Origin of the sequence: Streptosporangium roseum DSM 43021 (assembly GCF_000024865.1) — a bacterium.
In the GTDB taxonomy this organism is placed as follows: domain Bacteria; phylum Actinomycetota; class Actinomycetes; order Streptosporangiales; family Streptosporangiaceae; genus Streptosporangium; species Streptosporangium roseum.
Window position 1 is genome coordinate 759,107 of record NC_013595.1, and the last position, 14,720, is coordinate 773,826.

Consider the following 14,720-nt stretch of genomic DNA (forward strand, 5'->3'; position numbering starts at 1 on the left):
GGCCCGGCACGCCCGGGTCCAGGATCCGGCGCACGTGGTGATCCGGTGCAGGTGGTGGGTCCGGCACGTCCGGGCCGATGGTTAGGCCTGTCCGGACCGGTGGTCCGGCGCGCCCGTGCCACCGGTACGACCCGCCCGGTCGCGGCTCGCGGAGCGGGGGCTGATTCTTCCCCCGGTCCGTGGGTAGCGTCCGGAGATGAACGAAGTACCACCTCACGTGACGGGGCTCGCCGAGCAGCGGGCCAAGGCGCGGGCCGGCCGTGACTACGCCGGGGCCGACGCGCTCCGCGACAAGATCGAAGCAGAGGGCTGGCTCGTCCGCGACACCGGGGACGGCTTCGAGCTCACTCCCAGGCGCCCTTTCGAGGTGTGGCCCACGGTGGGCTCCGTCCCCGAGCACGGGGCGGGCCACCGGGCGCCTGGCCGGACCGGCACCGCGGGCTCCGGCACCGCGAGTTCTGACACCGCGGACGCTGGAACTGCGGGCTCCGGCACTGCGGGCGCTGGAGCCGCGGGCTCCGGCGCAGCGGGTTCCGGAGCCGCCGGCCGTGACGCCGCCTCCATGGACGCAGGCCGGGTGGCCGAGGCCGCGGACCCTTCCGCCCGGCCCGAACGGCTCGGCGGCCTGGACGCCGAGCGGGTCGCCGAGACCGAGGCGGCGCCCAAGCCGGAGCCCGGAGGCTCCGAACTCGTCGGCCGCTCGGACGATCACGAAGGCCATCCCGAGCGGACGATCTCCTCGCAGCTGCTGTGGGATGCGAGCCTGGCGGTGTCCCGGCTCGACGAGACGATCACCCCGGCCGAGCCCCACAAGCCCGCCGCCGCGCCGACCGTGACCGTCGGCCTCATCGTCGACGGCTGGCCCGACGACCTGCGAGACTGCGTCCGCGCCCTGGTCGCCCGGACCGAGGCAAAGATCATCGGCTTGGACCTGGGCAACGTGGACGGCGCCGGGGCCGTCCTGGAGGAGCTGGCCGAGGAGTTTCCCCGCAGGGTGGAGGCCTGGCACGTGGCCGAGGCCCCGCACTGGAGGGGAGGCACGGCGGAGTGGGGCGAGAGCCGTACGAAGCTGCTGAGGCTCGACACCTCCGACGTGCACGTCGTGATGGAGACCTCCACGATCCTGGACGGCGACGCGATCACTCCGCTGGTCAAGGTGCTGACCGACGACGTGGCCGCGGCGGGCTGGAAGGGCGTGAACCCCGGGGCGGACGGTCACGAATGGCACGACGCCGAGCCCGGCGAGGTCCGCGGGCTGCTCGGCCACCTGTTCGCGGTCAGGCGTGACGCCGCGCTCGCGGTGGGTGGGTTCCCCGAGGGGGCCCGCTACTACCGCAACGCCGACCTGGAGTTCTCCCTCACGCTTCCCGGCACCCTCGTCGCCCTCGACAGGGACCTGCCGGTCCACCAGGAACGGCACCGCGGTTATCACGACGTCGATCCCGGTTACCGCGACAGGGAGTCCCGCAGGACCTATGACCGCGTGCTGAGGCTGCTCCAGGACACGTAGGCGGTTCCCGGACACGCGGGCCACCCGGCGGCACGTAGGCTGGTCGCGGATTTCGGCCGGGTGGTGGGGAAGCGCATGACTGAGCGGGTTTCAGGGGTACGGCTGGCGCCGTACACGACGTTGGGGCTGGGCGGACCGGCGAAGGCGTTCGTGACGGCGGGGTCGGCGGAGGAGATCGTCGAGCTGGTGGCGGCGGCCGACCGGGCGGGCGAGCCGGTGCTCGTGCTCGGCGGCGGCAGCAACCTGGTCGTGTCGGACGAGGGCTTCGACGGGCTGGTCGTGCGCGTCGCCTCGCGGGGGATCGAAATCGACGGCGACCGGGTCACCGTGCAGGCCGGGGAGGACTGGGACGCGCTGGTGGCCCGTACGGTGGCGGAAGGGCGCTCGGGGATCGAGTGCCTGTCCGGGATCCCGGGTCTGGTCGGGTCCACGCCGATCCAGAACGTCGGAGCCTACGGGCAGGAAGTCTCGCAGACGATCACCGGCGTGCGGGTCTACGACCGCGGGACCGGCGAGGTGAACGACCTGACCGCGGGGGAGTGCGGGTTCGCCTACCGGCACAGCGCGTTCAAGGAGGAGGTCGGGCGGCACGTCGTCCTGGCGGTCACCTACGGGCTGGCCGAGGACGGGATGTCCGGTCCGGTCGCCTACAGGGAGCTGGCCTCCAGGCTGGGCGTCGCGCTCGGCGAGCGGGTGCCGCTGGCCGAGGCCCGCGCGGCGGTGCTGGAGCTGCGCCGGGGCAAGGGGATGGTGCTCGATCCCGACGACCCGGACACCCGGAGCGCGGGCTCGTTCTTCACCAACCCGCTTCTCACCGCCGGTGAGGCGGCCGAGCTGGAGCTGCGCGCCCCCGGTTTCCCCCGCTGGGACATGCCGGACGGCTCGGTCAAGGTTCCGGCGGCCTGGCTGATCGAGAACGCCGGGTTCCCCAAGGGGTACCGGCGTGGCCCGGCGCGTATCTCCACCAAGCACACCCTTGCCATGACAAATCCGGAAATGTCGGCAACGACCGCCGACCTCCTCGACCTGGCCCGTGAGGTCCGGGACGGGGTGCTGGAGAAGTTCGGCGTCACCCTCGTCAACGAGCCCGTGGTGGTCGGCACCCGCCTCTGACCGCGGGCCGATCGGCGCCCGGGAAAACGACAGAGGCCCCGCGCCCGGGAATCAGCAGGTGCTCGCGCCTGTTAAAGTCGGGTGGAAACACCCGAAGGGGAGTAGTCCCAATCGCGTGATCGACATGCTGGCGTCTCAGGGCGCCCGGTCGCGCGGGCCCGGAGTCCGAACGGATCCAGGCGGACGAGACCTTCGGCCTGGCAGGCATACACCGATGCTGCCGGGCCGAAGCGTGCCCGACTCCCGGGTGCACCCTTACGGCCCGGTCGCGCGCGCGGAAGGGCAATCTCGTTGGAAGCGTTCTGGATCAGCCTCGCTGTGATCTTCGTCGCCGAGCTCGGCGACAAGAGCCAGCTCATGGCGATGACCTTCGCGACCCGGTTCAAGCCATGGCCGGTCCTGGCCGGCATCACCCTGGCCACCGCGGTCGTCCACCTGGTGAGTGTCGGCCTGGGCCGGCTGGCCGGTGACCTGATCCCCACCACGGCGATCACCGTCATCGCGGGCATCGCGTTCCTCGGCTTCGCCGTGTGGACGCTGCGCGGCGACGAGCTGACCGACGAGGAGTCGCAGAAGGCACAGCGCACCACCCGGTCGGCGATCATCGCCGTGACCGTCGCGTTCTTCCTCGCCGAGCTCGGCGACAAGACCATGCTCGCCACCATCACGCTGGCCACCCAGCACGGCTGGTTCGGCACCTGGCTCGGCTCGACGGTCGGCATGGTCGCCGCCGACGCGCTGGCCATCGCGGTCGGCCGGATGCTCGGCAAGCACCTGCCCGAGAAGATCATCCGGTACGGCGCCGCCGCCGCGTTCGCGATCTTCGGTGTCGTCCTGCTGGTCGAGCCCCTACTGACCTGAGCCGGTCAGGTGATCCCCGCCGGAGCCGGCCCGTAGCCGTCCGCTCTGCCCGTGTCACCGGCCCATAGCCGTTCTGGCCTGGCCGTGTCGCTGTCCGTCGCCGTCCGGTCCGCTCATGCCGCCTGTCCGCCGCCGGCTGGCGAGTTCGCGCCGAACGAGGTGAGCAGGTGCCGCAGGGCGGCGGTGAGCGGTCTGTCCCGGACGGCGATCGAGGTGATGACGGCTGGCCCGGCGAGCGGCCGGAAGGCCACGCGGAACGCGGGCGGCAGCCCCGAGACCTCGTAGAAGACCGTCCAGGAGGGGGCGCCCGTCCCGATCTCGGCGAGGGTCTCCTGCAGGCTGGTGAACGGCGGTCCCGGTGGCGGTTCGATCCCGGCCTCGCGGCAGGCGCCGGTGATCAGATCGTGGAAGGGCGGGTTCTTCTCTCGCGGGGCCAGCCGGAGGGGCAGGTGCGCGAGCTGCTCCAGGCGCAGCAGCGGCTCGTCCGCCAGCGGGTGGGTCGAGGGCAGAGCCACGTACAGCGGATCGGTCCAGACGGGGACCAGCCGCAGGTCGGGAGCCGAGGTCAGGGCGCGCACGAGCGCGGCGTCCAGTTCGCCCGAGCGCACGGCAGCCAGCCGGTCGGCCAGCGGGGCGTTCTTGAGCCGGACCTGCAGGCGGGGCGCGATGGCTGCCAGCTCGGCCAGGGCGCAGTAGAGCCGATCTCCCGGGCCGTGGATCGCGCCCAGCCGCAGGATGCCGTCCGTACCCGCCGTGATCTCGGCCGCGACCTGCCGGGCGCGGTGCGCCGCGGCGAGCACGGCCCTGGCCTCGGGCAGCAGGCGCTCTCCCGCGGCGGACAGATGGACGTGCCGGGTCGAGCGGTCGAAGAGCGGCAGCCCGAGCTCCCGCTCCAGCCTGCGGATCTGCTGGCTCACCGCGGACTGCACGATGTTCAGGCGCTCGGCGGCCCGGCCGAATCCTCCCTCCTCCGCGACGGCGAGGAAGTACTCCAGCTGCCGGAGCTCCACGGCCCCTCCATTCATCACGATCGGTGATTTCTGCAGGTGACAACTGCTTCTGGTTCGCGGGATGTTCCCACGCTCGAATGGGACGCGAACCTTTGGAAGGAGCAGGCATGTCCATCAGTGATCCGAATATGAGCAGTGCCGTGGTCGTCCGCGCGGAGAGCGCCGAGGTGGTGGAACTGTCGGCAGGGAGCGCGTTCGGGCTCCTGGCCGACGCCAGTGGCACCTGGGGCGCGCTCGGCGTCAACCGCCTCTCGCTGAGTAGCGGCGCCCAGGGAGCCGGTCCGCACCATCACACGCTGTCCTCAGAGGCGTTCTACGTGCTCGACGGGGCCATGGAGTTCCTGCTCGGCGACCGGGTGACCACGGTGGCCAGGGGCGACCTCCTGGTGGTGCCGCCGAGGATGCCGCACGCGTTCGGCGCCGCCCCCGGTTCGACCGCCGAGGTGCTGGTGGTCATGACGCCCGGCGTCGAGCGCTTCGGCTACTTCCGGCACCTCGGGCGCGTCGCCCATGGTCAGGAGGGCGCCGACAGCCTGCTGGCCGTACAGGAACGCTACGACGTCCACTTCGTGAGCAGTGCGGCCTGGCAGGCCGCACGGACCTCCGCCGCCCGATGAAAGAAGCGCCGTCCATGCCTTCCCCCTCTGCCACCGGGCAGCCGCCCGTCGTGGCCGCCGATCCGGCCCCGATCGGGTCGTTCTCGACCGCGGTACGGCTCGGCGCCCTGTTCGGGCCCGCGGTGTTCGGCGTCACCGCGGCTGGTGTCGCGCTGCCCAAGGTCGCGGCCGCGCTGCATGCCGGACCCGCCGCGGTGGCCTGGGTCCTCACCGCGCACGCCCTCGCGCTCGGCATCGGCACCGCGGTCTTCGGGCGGCTGGCCGACTCCTGGGGCGTGCGGGCCGCTCTCGCCGCCGGCTCGCTGGTCCTGGCGGCCGGCGCCGTGGTCTGCCTGGTGGCCCCCAACCTGGGCGTGCTGATCGCCGGCCGTCTGGTGCTCGCCGCCGGATCGGGGGCGATGACCGCCGGCGGCCTGGCCCTGCTGGCCGCCACCGATCCGGCCAGGCGGGCCGGGGTGCTGGCCGCCTACGGCGGCGTCATGGCGCTGTTCGCGGCCGGTGCCACGCTGATCGGCGGCATGGCGACGACCTGGCTGTCGTGGCGGGTCACCCTCGTGCTGCCGGCGCTGTCACTGCTGGCTGTGCCGTTCTGCCTGGTCCTGGCCACCAGGCCTGGATCGCGCAGGCCGGTGGACGTGGCCGGCGCGGCCATGCTCGCCGCCGCGGCCGCCTCGCTGCTGCTCCTGATCCAGGCGCCGGCGCTGGACCTGCCGGGTGCGGTCGCCGCGGTGGTCGCGGCCGTGCTGGTGCTGTCCTCGGCGGGCCTGGCCCGGCAGGTCCGGCGCAGAGCGGACGGCTTCGTGCCCCGCTCCGTGGTGGGCGACGCGGGATTCTGGATCGCGGCGGCCATCGGCGTCGGCGTCTACGGCGGGCTGTTCGCCGCGATGTACGCGGTGCCCCAGATCCTGGCCAAAACCCACGGCTGGAGCGTGCTCGCGGTCGGCGCCGCGCTGCTGCCCGGCGCCGCGGTGGGCGCCGTGCTGTCCCGCCTGGCGGGCGGTCTCGGCGCCGGCACCGGCCGGCGGCTCCTGGCCGGCGCCGCCACCGTGACGGGCGTCATCCTGGCCGTGTCCGGGATCACGGGCGGTGGGGCGTTTCCCCTGGTCGCGGGCACCTCGCTCGCGCTGGCCACCTTCGCCCTCACCCAGGTGGTGCTCACGGGGGAGATGTCGGCCCGGCTCCCGCCGCCCCTGCGCGGCGCGGGCATGGGGCTGCTCAACCTCGCCTTCTTCGTCGGCGGCGGCGTCGGCTCCGCCGTGGCCGGCGCGCTGGCCCCGTCGATGGGCCTGTCCCGCGTGCTCGTCGTGGTGGCGTGCTTCCCGCTGGCCGCCGCGGTGCTCGCGCTGACGCCGGTGCGCGCCCCGAAGGGCGAGCCGGGGCGCTGACCCCGGCCCGGAACGCCGACCGGCAGATCGGGCGCTGATCGATCGGGCGTCGGCCGGTCGGGCGCCGGCCGGTCGGACGCTCCGGGCCGGCCGTACGCCTCGCCGCCGGTACGGCCCCGCCGCTCGCGGGCTGTGCCGCCGGTGCGGTCCGGCCGCTCGCGGGCTGTACCGTCGGCGGCCGGGGACCGCTCAGGCCAGGCGGGCTTCGATCTCCCGGACGCTGGGATTGACCAGGGCCGATCCGTCGGGCAGGACCACGGTCGGGATCAGCCAGGAGCCGTTGTTGAGTTCGGTGATGAGCTCGATCGCGCCCGGCGTCCGGTCGACGTCCACCTCGGTGAAGGGGATGTCCGCGCGGGTGAGCCCCTCCTTCAGCCGGTGGCAGTGGCCGCACCAGGGGGCGCTGTAGACGGTGAGGGAGGCCATGAATTCCCCATTCAACAGGTGGGTTTGACCGGAATGCTATCTAGCGAATACTCTCCTGTGCCAAGTGGATAGTAATGGTAGACGCAGCAGCTAGGTGAGCTGGCTGTCGCATGAAAGTGGGTCCCCCGTGCCCGATCTCCCCGATGCCGCCCTCACCCGACGCTCTCTTCTGAGATCCATCGCCATCGTGGGAGGCCTGGCCGCGTTCCCGGCTCTCGTCACGGCCTGTGGCTCGGACGGCCCGGCGGCCACGTCCGGGGGCGCCGGCGGCGCGGCGAAGTCCCTCGACGTCCTGAAGGTCGCGCTGCCCTCCTCCATCAGCTCGCTGGACGCGAGCAAGGAGGCGGGCATCATGAACTACGTCGTCGCCCTCCTCTGCCAGGAGGCGCTCGTCGGAGTCGGCCAGGACGGCAGCCTCCAGCCGGCCCTGGCCGAGTCGTGGAGCCGTAAGGACCCGAAGACCTACGTCTACAAGATCCGCAGTGGCGTCACCTTCGCCGACGGGACGCCGCTGACCGCCGACGACATCGTGGCCAGCCTCGACCTGCACGCCAAGAAGGGCTCCACCTCGGCCTTCGCCTACGCCTACGCCAACGTCGACAAGATCGAGGCCGGTGGACCCGCCGAGGTGACCATCACGCTGAAGCAGCCCGACGCGTCCTTCGCCTGGACCCCGTCCCCGGGGACCCTTCTCGTGACGAGCCGGAAGTTCATCGAGGCCACCGGCCAGGACATCGGCACCCCCACCGGGAAGATCCTCGGGACCGGGCCGTACCGGGTGACCGAGTTCGCGCCCGACTCGCACGTGACGCTGGAGCGCAACGACGCCTGGTGGGGCGGCAAGGCGCCGTACCGCCAGATCAGGCTCGACTTCATCCCCGAGGAGTCCACCCGGCTGCTCGCCATGCGGGGCGGCTCGGTCGACGTCGCGCTGAACGTGCCCGCCGAGCAGATCGACCAGTGGAAGGCGGTCTCCGGCGTCGAGCTGAAGACGGCCAGCGACCGTTCCCTGGTCACGCTCGCCTTCAACACCGCCAAGAAGCCGTGGAACGACATCCACGTCCGCAAGGCGGTCGCCCACGCGGTCGACAGGGACGGCATCGTGCGCAGCGTCCTGCGCGGCCACGGTCAGGTCGCCACCACCGTCACCGACCCCGCCCAGTGGGGCGGCGTGCTCGGCGAGGCCGAGGTCAAGAGCCTGTACGAGAGCATCCCGCAGTACGGCTTCGACCTCGCCAAGGCCCGCGCCGAGCTGGCCTTGTCGTCGGTTCCCGGCGGCTTCAGCGACGTGCTGACCTACCCCGGCAGCGGACCGCAGCTCGGCAGGGCCGCGCTCACCCTCGCGCAGAACCTCAAGACCATCGGGATCACCCTGGAGGTCAAGGAGGTCCCGCTGGAGCAGTGGATCGCCGAGCTCGGCAAGCACGCCTCCGGCATCTACCTCGGCTGGTACTTCGCGACGACGGGCGATCCGTCGGAGTACATCCAGCAGCTCCTCAACGGCGCCTTCGTCGGCGAGAACGGTTCCAACATCGCCGAGTACGCCGACGACGAGGTGACCGGGCTGCTCGACCAGGCCAAGAAGGGCACCGACGAGGCGGCCCGGGGCAAGCTCCTCGGGGAGGCGCTGGTCAAGGCCGCCGCCGACGTCCCCTACCAGCCGCTGTGGTGGGGCGAGGCGGCGACCGCGTTCGGTCCCGGTGTCGGTGCCGCGGACTTCGGGCCCTACTTCTTCGTCGGCCCCTGGGCCGCCCAGCTCTCCACCCGCTCGTGACCGGGCCGGAGACACCGGCGGCGCCGGAAGGTCCGGTGGCACCGGAGGCGCTCATGACGCAGCCGGACACGCGCCGGACATCGCCGAAAGCGTCGCCGGACACGCGCCAGACATTGCCGAAAGCGTCGCCGGACGCGCGCCGGACATCGCCGGACGCGCCGCCGGCCCCGCCGGAGGCGCGGGCCGCGCTGCTGGAGGCACACGCCGCGCTGACCGGGCTGCGGGTGCCCGAGAGCGTGGCGCTTGACCCGGCGGGCGGTCGCGTCGCCTGCGTCCTACCGCTCGCGGGCGGGGGACCGGTCGCGCACGTGCTCGACCTCGCGCGGGCGGGCGCGTCCGTGCTCGACCTCGCGCGGGCAGGCACGCCCGTCCCGGTACCCGAGGCGCCGGAGCGGTGGCACGCGCTGACGCGCTGGCTGCCGGACGGGCGGTTGCTGCTCGCCTCCGGCGAGGGGCCCGACCTCGACCACGTCGAGGTCCGCGCCGGCGACGACCTCACCCCCGTCTGGCGGGTCCGGGCGGACGGTGAGATCGAGGATCTGATCGCGGGCGCCGACGGGACCGTGCTCGTACGGACCGCCGACCCCGGCAGCGAGCGCGACGGCAGCCACCTCGGACTCCGGGTCCACGACGGGTCTGACCCCTTCGTCCGCACCCCGGGCGGGCGGTTGCGGCGGCTGGCCTGGGCCGAGGTCGGCGACGCCCGCCTGCGGCCGATCCCGGTCGAGGGGCTGACCGTCTGGGACGCCGACTGGCGGGACGGCGTCGCGCTCGCCGTGACCTCGGCCGACGAGACACCCGGGGGGTACTACCGGCCCAGGCTCGACCTGATCGACCGCGAGACCGGCGCGACCCGGACCCTCCTGCGCACCACCTGGCAGCTCAGCCGTCCCCGGCTGGCACCCGGCGGGCGCGCCGCCGTGGTGGTCGAGGGGCTGTCCATCGTCTCCGGCCGGATCATCCACATCGACCTGGTCACCGGAGAGGCGACGCCGCTGGCCGCCGTCGACGACGTCACCGACCTCGGCTGGCTGGACGGGGACACCCTGTGGTTCACCGGCTGGTCGGGCACCGGGACGCACGGCGGCACGCTGACCGCCGACGGCCGCACGCTGACCCGCTGGACGGCCTGGGGCACCCTGGGCGGGCGGGACGGGCAGCCGTCGCTCTCGGTGGACCGCGCCGGCACGCTCGCCGCCGCGGTCTGGGAGACGGCCGGACGGCCGCCGGAGATCGCGGTCGCGGACGTGGCCGGGGGCGGGTGGCGTCAGATCACCGGTCTCAACGACGACCTGGCGCGGCTCGCCGTACACCAGGAGGAGGTGACCTGGACCGGCCCCGACGGGCTCGCCGTCCACGGGCTCCTGCTGACACGGCGCGGGCCCGCGCCGCCGGCGGGCCCGTACGGCCAGGCCGATCCGGACGGCTCGGGCACTTCGGGCGGCCTGCCCGGCCTGCCCGGCCTGGGCGTCCCCGAGAACCCGGACGGCCCGGAGGCGCGGCCGGGGCCGTCGCCGCTCGTCGTCATCGCGCACGGCGGGCCGACCTGGCTGTGGTCCAGCGCCTTCGCCCCGGCCGAGTCCGGGCAGCTCGCGCTGCCGCTCGTGCACGCGGGCGCCGCCGTACTGCTGCCCAATCCCCGGGGCAGCAGCGGGCGCGGCCAGGACTACGCGCGCCGCGTCATCGGGCACGTCGGCGAGGAGGACCTGGACGACGTCCTCGCGGGTGTGGACCACCTCGTCGCGGCCGGCGTGGCCGACCCCGGGCGCATGGCCGTTCTGGGACTGAGCTACGGCGGCTATCTCAGCGCGTGGGCGGTGACCCGCACCGGCCGGTTCCGGGCGGCGGTGGTGATGTCCGGGGTCGCCAACTGGCTCAGCTTCGCCAACGCCAGCAACCTCGCCCACGGCTACGACCCGCTCTACCACGACGGGGCCGGCATCGCCACGTCCGAGGGCAGGGACTTCCTGGCGGCCCGCTCGCCGGTCTGCCACGCCGCGAAGGTCACCACCCCGACGCTGATCCTGCACGGCGCCGAGGACCGCACGACCCCGGTCGGCCAGGCTGAGGAGCTCTATCGTGCCTGGTCAGCGGCCGGAGTCCGGACCCAGCTGGTCGTCTACCCTCGGGAGGGCCACGAGCTGACCGAGCCGGGCCACCGCCGGGACGCGGCGGAGCGCGTGCTCGGCTGGCTGGCGGGGAACGGGGTGCTGTGATGTCGGGGCGGAGCTGGGGCGTGTTCCTGCTGCGCAGGCTCGCGGGCACCGCCGTGGTCGTCGCGCTGCTGTCGATCGGCGTGTTCGGCCTGCTCTACCTCGCCCCGGGGTCGGTCCAGCAGACCCTCCTCGGCACCCGTCCCGCCACTCCGGAGACCATCGCCGCCATCCAGGCCCGCTACCACCTGAACGACCCGCTGCCCGTGCAGTACCTGAGCTGGCTCGGCGGCGTCCTCCGGGGCGACCTCGGCACCTCCATCAGGACCGGGATGCCGGTCGCCGACATGCTCGGGCAGCGGCTCCCGCTCACCCTGGCGCTCACCGGGTACGGCACGCTGCTGGCCGTGGTCGCGGGCATCCCGCTGGGCGTGGCCGGGGCCCTGCGACGGGGCCGGGCCGCCGACCGGCTCGTCGTCACCGCCGGGGTGGTGGGACTGAGCGCCCCGCCGTTCGCCGTCGGGCTGCTGCTGCTGGTGGTGTTCGCCGCCGGGCTGGGCTGGTTCCCCGTCTACGGCGTCGGCGAGGGCTTCGCCGACCAGGTCCTGCACCTCACGCTGCCCGCCGTCGCGCTGGCCGTCGGCGCGGTGGGCATGCTCGTCCGGTTCAGCCGGGCCGCGCTCATCCGCGAGCTGGACCAGGACTACGTGGTCTTCGCGCGGGCGCGCGGTCTCGGCGCCCCCGCCGTCCTCGGCTACGCGCTGCGCAACTCGCTGGTGCCGATCCTCACCGCCGCCGGGCTCATCGTGACCGGCATGCTGGCCGGAACCGTGCTGGTCGAGGTGACCTTCGCGCTGCCGGGCCTCGGCTCCCTGCTCGTCGACTCGGTCACCTTCAAGGACGTGCCGGTCGTCCAGGCGCTGGCACTGCTGCTCACCCTGCTCATCGCCGCCGTCAACCTCCTGGTCGACGTCGGCTACTCGGCCGCGGACCCGCGTGTCCGGATCGGTGGGAGGCCGTCGTGACGCGTCCATCGAGAGTCGTGACGCGTCCGCCGGTGAGCGTGGTCACCGCGCTCGCCATCCTCCTGGCGGTCGCGGTCGCCGCCGCGTTCGCCCCCTGGCTGGTGCCGGACGCGACCGGCCAGGATCTGATGCTGGGCATCTCCGGCCCGGGGCCCGGCCACCCGCTGGGCACCGACGACCTCGGCCGCGACGTGCTGGAACTGCTGGTCGCCGGAGCCCGTACGGCCGTGCCGGGGGCGTTGTGCGTCGCCGCGGGGTCGATGCTCATCGGCAACCTCGTGGGCCTGCCCGCCGGATACCTCGGCGGCTGGGTCGACGCGCTGGCCATGCGCTGGGCGGACCTGATGTTCTCCCTGCCCGCCCTCCTCGTGGCGATCGTCGTCGCCGGGGTCCTGGGCGGCGGGTACGGCCTGGCGATCGCGGTGCTGGTGGTGCTGTTCGCACCCACCGACACGCGGGTGGTGCGCGGGGCCGTGCTGGAGCAGCGGCACCGGCCCTACGTGGAGGCGGCGCAGCTGAAGAACCTCTCCGCCTGGCGGATCATGACGAGGCACGTGTGGCCGAACATCGCCCCCGTCGCGCTGGCCAACGCGTTCCTCAACTTCGCCTACGCGCTGGTGTCGCTGGCCTCGCTGTCCTTCCTCGGCCTCGGCGTCCCCGCCGGCTCGCCCGACTGGGGACGCACCCTGTCGGACAACCGCACCCAGCTCCTCGCCAACCCCTGGGCCGTGATCGCTCCCGGCCTCGCCATCATCGCCACGGCCGCCGCGCTCAACATCGTGGGCGACTGGCTGTACGAACGCGTCGACCGGCGCGGAAGGACACGCTGACATGGGAGAGAGCCAGGACCGGGACGCGGGGCGGGCGGGGACGGGCGAGCGCGAGGAGCGGGCCGCCGGGCACACCGGTACGGGCGGGTCCGGAGCCGGGGAGCACGCTGGTACGGGCAGGCCCGGCGCCCGGGAGGCGGGGCAGGCCGGGGCGGGGATCGCCGTCGAGGGGCTGACCGTGCGCCAGCCCGCGACCGGGCGGACCCTGCTGTCGGGGGTGACCTTCGAGGTCGCGCCGGGGGAGTCCGTCGCGATCGTGGGGGAGTCCGGTTCGGGCAAATCGCTCACGGTCCGGGCCATGCTGGGCCTGCTGCCCCGTGGCCTGGAGGCCGCCGGAACGGTGCGTATCGCGGGTGAGCGGGTGGACGACGACCCCCGCGCCCGGGCGCGGCAGCGCGGCGGCGTGGTCTCCCTCCTCATGCAGGACCCGTTCACCCTGCTCAACCCGTTGCGCAGGGTCGGGCGGCAGATCGCCGACGGGCTGCCCCGGGGGGCCGACGCGAAGGACGAGGTGCCCCGGCTGCTGGCGGAGGTCGGGCTGCCCGCCGACGTGGCCGGGCGCTACCCCTTCCAGCTCTCCGGCGGCATGCGGCAGCGTGTCGGGCTGGCCGCCGCGCTGGCCGGCGGGCCGCGGGTGCTGGTGGCCGACGAGCCGACGACCGCGCTCGACGCCACCACCCAGCGCGAGGTGCTCGCCCTCGTCCGGCGTGTCCAGCGCGAGCGGCACATGGCGTTCGTGCTCATCACCCACGACCTGCGCCTGGCGTTCTCCACCTGCGACCGGGTCATGGTGATGTACGCGGGGCGGCTCATGGAGGCGGGCGGGGCGGCGGCCGTACGGCAGGAGCAGCTTCACCCCTACACCCGGGCCCTGCTGGCGGCCGAGCCGCCCGCGGACCGGAGGCTCGCCGTCATCCCCGCCGTCGCCGGCTCCGTGCCCGCCCACGACGCCGTGGCCGACCGGTGTGCCTTCGCCGACCGGTGCGCCCTCGCCGTGGCCGAGTGCCGCGACGGCGTCCCGGAGCTGCGCGCCGTACGGCACGGGCCCGGCGCGTCCGCGGATACGCCCGCCGTACGGCACGGGTCAGCCGTGTCCGCTGGTACGCCCGCCGCATGGCACGGGTCCGGCGCGTCCGCCGGACGGGACGCGCGGCTGTCGGCGTGCCTGCGGGCCACGGAGCTTCCCGCGCCTCCCGCGCCCGAACCGGGTGTCGCGCCCGCGCTCCCCGTCACCGCCGACCCGGTGCTGCGGGTGCGGGAGCTGCGCAGGACGTTCGCCGGGGCGCGGCGACCGGCACTGGACGGGGTGAGCCTGTCCGTCGCCCCGGGCGAGGTCGTCGGCGTGGTCGGCGAGTCGGGCTCGGGCAAGACCACGCTCGCCCGGTGCGTCGCAGGGCTGGAACGTCCGGACGCGGGCACGATCCTGCTCGGCGGCGCCGACTGCTCCGACTACGGCCGGATGGGCCGTGGCGCCGTACGCCAGGCCCGCCGCGCGGCGCAAATGATCTTCCAGGACCCCTACTCGACGCTCAACCCCGCCCGGACCGTCGGCGCGGCCCTGGGCGAGGCGCTGCGGGCCGACGGCCGTCCCGCCGCGCCGGACGACGTCGCCCGGCTGCTGGAGTCGGTCGGCCTGGGCCGGGACATGGCCGGGATGCGCCCGGCCGGCCTGTCCGGGGGCGAGCGGCAGCGGGTGGCGATAGCCCGCGCGGTGGCGGGCGAGCCCCGCCTGCTGATCTGCGACGAGCCGGTGTCGGCGCTCGACGTCTCGGTGCAGGCGCAGATCCTCGGGCTCCTGGCCGAGCTGCGGGAGCGGCTGTCGATGGCGATGCTGTTCATCACCCACGACCTCGCCGTGGTGCGGCAGATCGCCGACCGGATCTACGTGCTGGAGTCCGGCCGATGCGTGGAGACCGGCCCGGCGGAGCAGGTGCTCGACGCGCCCACCCACCCCTACACCCGGGCCCTGCTGGCGAGCGTCCCCGACGGCTCCAGCGGCTGGCTGACCTGACGGAC

At 74.1% G+C, this 14,720-nt stretch carries 12 protein-coding genes; 10 read left to right on the forward strand and 2 right to left on the reverse strand.

The window, feature by feature from the left end; all coding sequences use genetic code 11:
- Window positions 1-196: 196 nt before the first annotated feature.
- From SROS_RS51815 to SROS_RS03575, 3 genes are all read left to right on the forward strand, one after another.
- Complete coding sequence (locus tag SROS_RS51815; protein ID WP_012887508.1) at window positions 197-1,510, forward strand: glycosyltransferase family 2 protein; 1,314 nt, start codon at window positions 197-199, stop codon at window positions 1,508-1,510.
- Between the two features lie 75 nt (window positions 1,511-1,585).
- Entirely contained in the window at window positions 1,586-2,623 is a 1,038-nt protein-coding gene (locus tag SROS_RS03570) for a UDP-N-acetylmuramate dehydrogenase (RefSeq protein WP_012887509.1), read from the forward strand.
- A 291-nt stretch (window positions 2,624-2,914) separates the two neighbouring features.
- Window positions 2,915-3,484: a TMEM165/GDT1 family protein gene (locus SROS_RS03575; protein WP_012887510.1), complete on the forward strand. Its 570-nt coding sequence runs from the start codon at window positions 2,915-2,917 to the stop codon at window positions 3,482-3,484.
- A gap of 113 nt (window positions 3,485-3,597) precedes the next feature.
- Here the strand turns inward: SROS_RS03575 and SROS_RS03580 are convergent, their stop codons facing one another.
- On the reverse strand, window positions 3,598-4,494 hold the full coding sequence (locus tag SROS_RS03580; RefSeq protein WP_012887511.1) for a LysR family transcriptional regulator: 897 nt from the start codon (window positions 4,492-4,494) through the stop codon (window positions 3,598-3,600).
- A gap of 107 nt (window positions 4,495-4,601) precedes the next feature.
- Between SROS_RS03580 and SROS_RS03585 the strand changes: the two genes are divergently transcribed.
- Entirely contained in the window at window positions 4,602-5,111 is a 510-nt protein-coding gene (locus tag SROS_RS03585; RefSeq protein WP_012887512.1) for a cupin domain-containing protein, read from the forward strand.
- Between the two features lie 14 nt (window positions 5,112-5,125).
- Complete coding sequence (locus SROS_RS03590; protein ID WP_043651260.1) at window positions 5,126-6,496, forward strand: MFS transporter; 1,371 nt, start codon at window positions 5,126-5,128, stop codon at window positions 6,494-6,496.
- Window positions 6,497-6,685: 189 nt separating this feature from the next.
- Here SROS_RS03590 and SROS_RS03595 read toward each other — a convergent pair whose 3' ends face one another.
- A complete protein-coding gene (locus SROS_RS03595) occupies window positions 6,686-6,922 on the reverse strand; it encodes a glutaredoxin domain-containing protein (RefSeq protein WP_012887514.1) in 237 nt (78 codons plus the stop codon).
- Window positions 6,923-7,109: 187 nt separating this feature from the next.
- Here SROS_RS03595 and SROS_RS03600 point away from each other — a divergent pair, with 187 nt between their 5' ends.
- The 5 genes from SROS_RS03600 (at window position 7,110) to SROS_RS03625 (ending at window position 14,715) form a co-directional block, all read left to right on the forward strand.
- Window positions 7,110-8,696, forward strand: a complete 1,587-nt coding sequence (locus tag SROS_RS03600) for an ABC transporter substrate-binding protein (protein ID WP_148268934.1) — start codon at window positions 7,110-7,112, stop codon at window positions 8,694-8,696.
- Between the two features lie 113 nt (window positions 8,697-8,809).
- On the forward strand, window positions 8,810-10,912 hold the full coding sequence (locus tag SROS_RS45655; RefSeq protein ID WP_052316863.1) for an alpha/beta hydrolase family protein: 2,103 nt from the start codon (window positions 8,810-8,812) through the stop codon (window positions 10,910-10,912).
- Entirely contained in the window at window positions 10,912-11,874 is a 963-nt protein-coding gene (locus SROS_RS03615; RefSeq protein WP_012887517.1) for an ABC transporter permease, read from the forward strand. The genes SROS_RS45655 and SROS_RS03615 overlap by 1 nt, the downstream gene beginning before the upstream one ends.
- Window positions 11,871-12,704, forward strand: a complete 834-nt coding sequence (locus SROS_RS03620) for an ABC transporter permease (protein WP_012887518.1) — start codon at window positions 11,871-11,873, stop codon at window positions 12,702-12,704. The genes SROS_RS03615 and SROS_RS03620 overlap by 4 nt, the downstream gene beginning before the upstream one ends.
- A gap of 1 nt (window position 12,705) precedes the next feature.
- Window positions 12,706-14,715: an ABC transporter ATP-binding protein gene (locus SROS_RS03625; RefSeq protein WP_012887519.1), complete on the forward strand. Its 2,010-nt coding sequence runs from the start codon at window positions 12,706-12,708 to the stop codon at window positions 14,713-14,715.
- Window positions 14,716-14,720: the final 5 nt, after the last annotated feature.

Excerpts from the sequence above, each read along its gene's own strand:
- SROS_RS51815 (WP_012887508.1), top strand. The coding sequence starts at position 197 with ATGAACGAAGTACCACCTCACGTGACGGGGCTCGCCGAGCAGCGGGCC.
- SROS_RS03570 (WP_012887509.1), top strand. The coding sequence starts at position 1,586 with ATGACTGAGCGGGTTTCAGGGGTACGGCTGGCGCCGTACACGACGTTG.
- SROS_RS03590 (WP_043651260.1), top strand. The coding sequence starts at position 5,126 with ATGCCTTCCCCCTCTGCCACCGGGCAGCCGCCCGTCGTGGCCGCCGAT.
- SROS_RS03615 (WP_012887517.1), top strand. The coding sequence starts at position 10,912 with ATGTCGGGGCGGAGCTGGGGCGTGTTCCTGCTGCGCAGGCTCGCGGGC.
- SROS_RS03595 (WP_012887514.1), bottom strand. The coding sequence starts at position 6,922 with ATGGCCTCCCTCACCGTCTACAGCGCCCCCTGGTGCGGCCACTGCCAC.
- SROS_RS03625 (WP_012887519.1), top strand. The coding sequence starts at position 12,706 with ATGGGAGAGAGCCAGGACCGGGACGCGGGGCGGGCGGGGACGGGCGAG.
- SROS_RS03585 (WP_012887512.1), top strand. The coding sequence starts at position 4,602 with ATGTCCATCAGTGATCCGAATATGAGCAGTGCCGTGGTCGTCCGCGCG.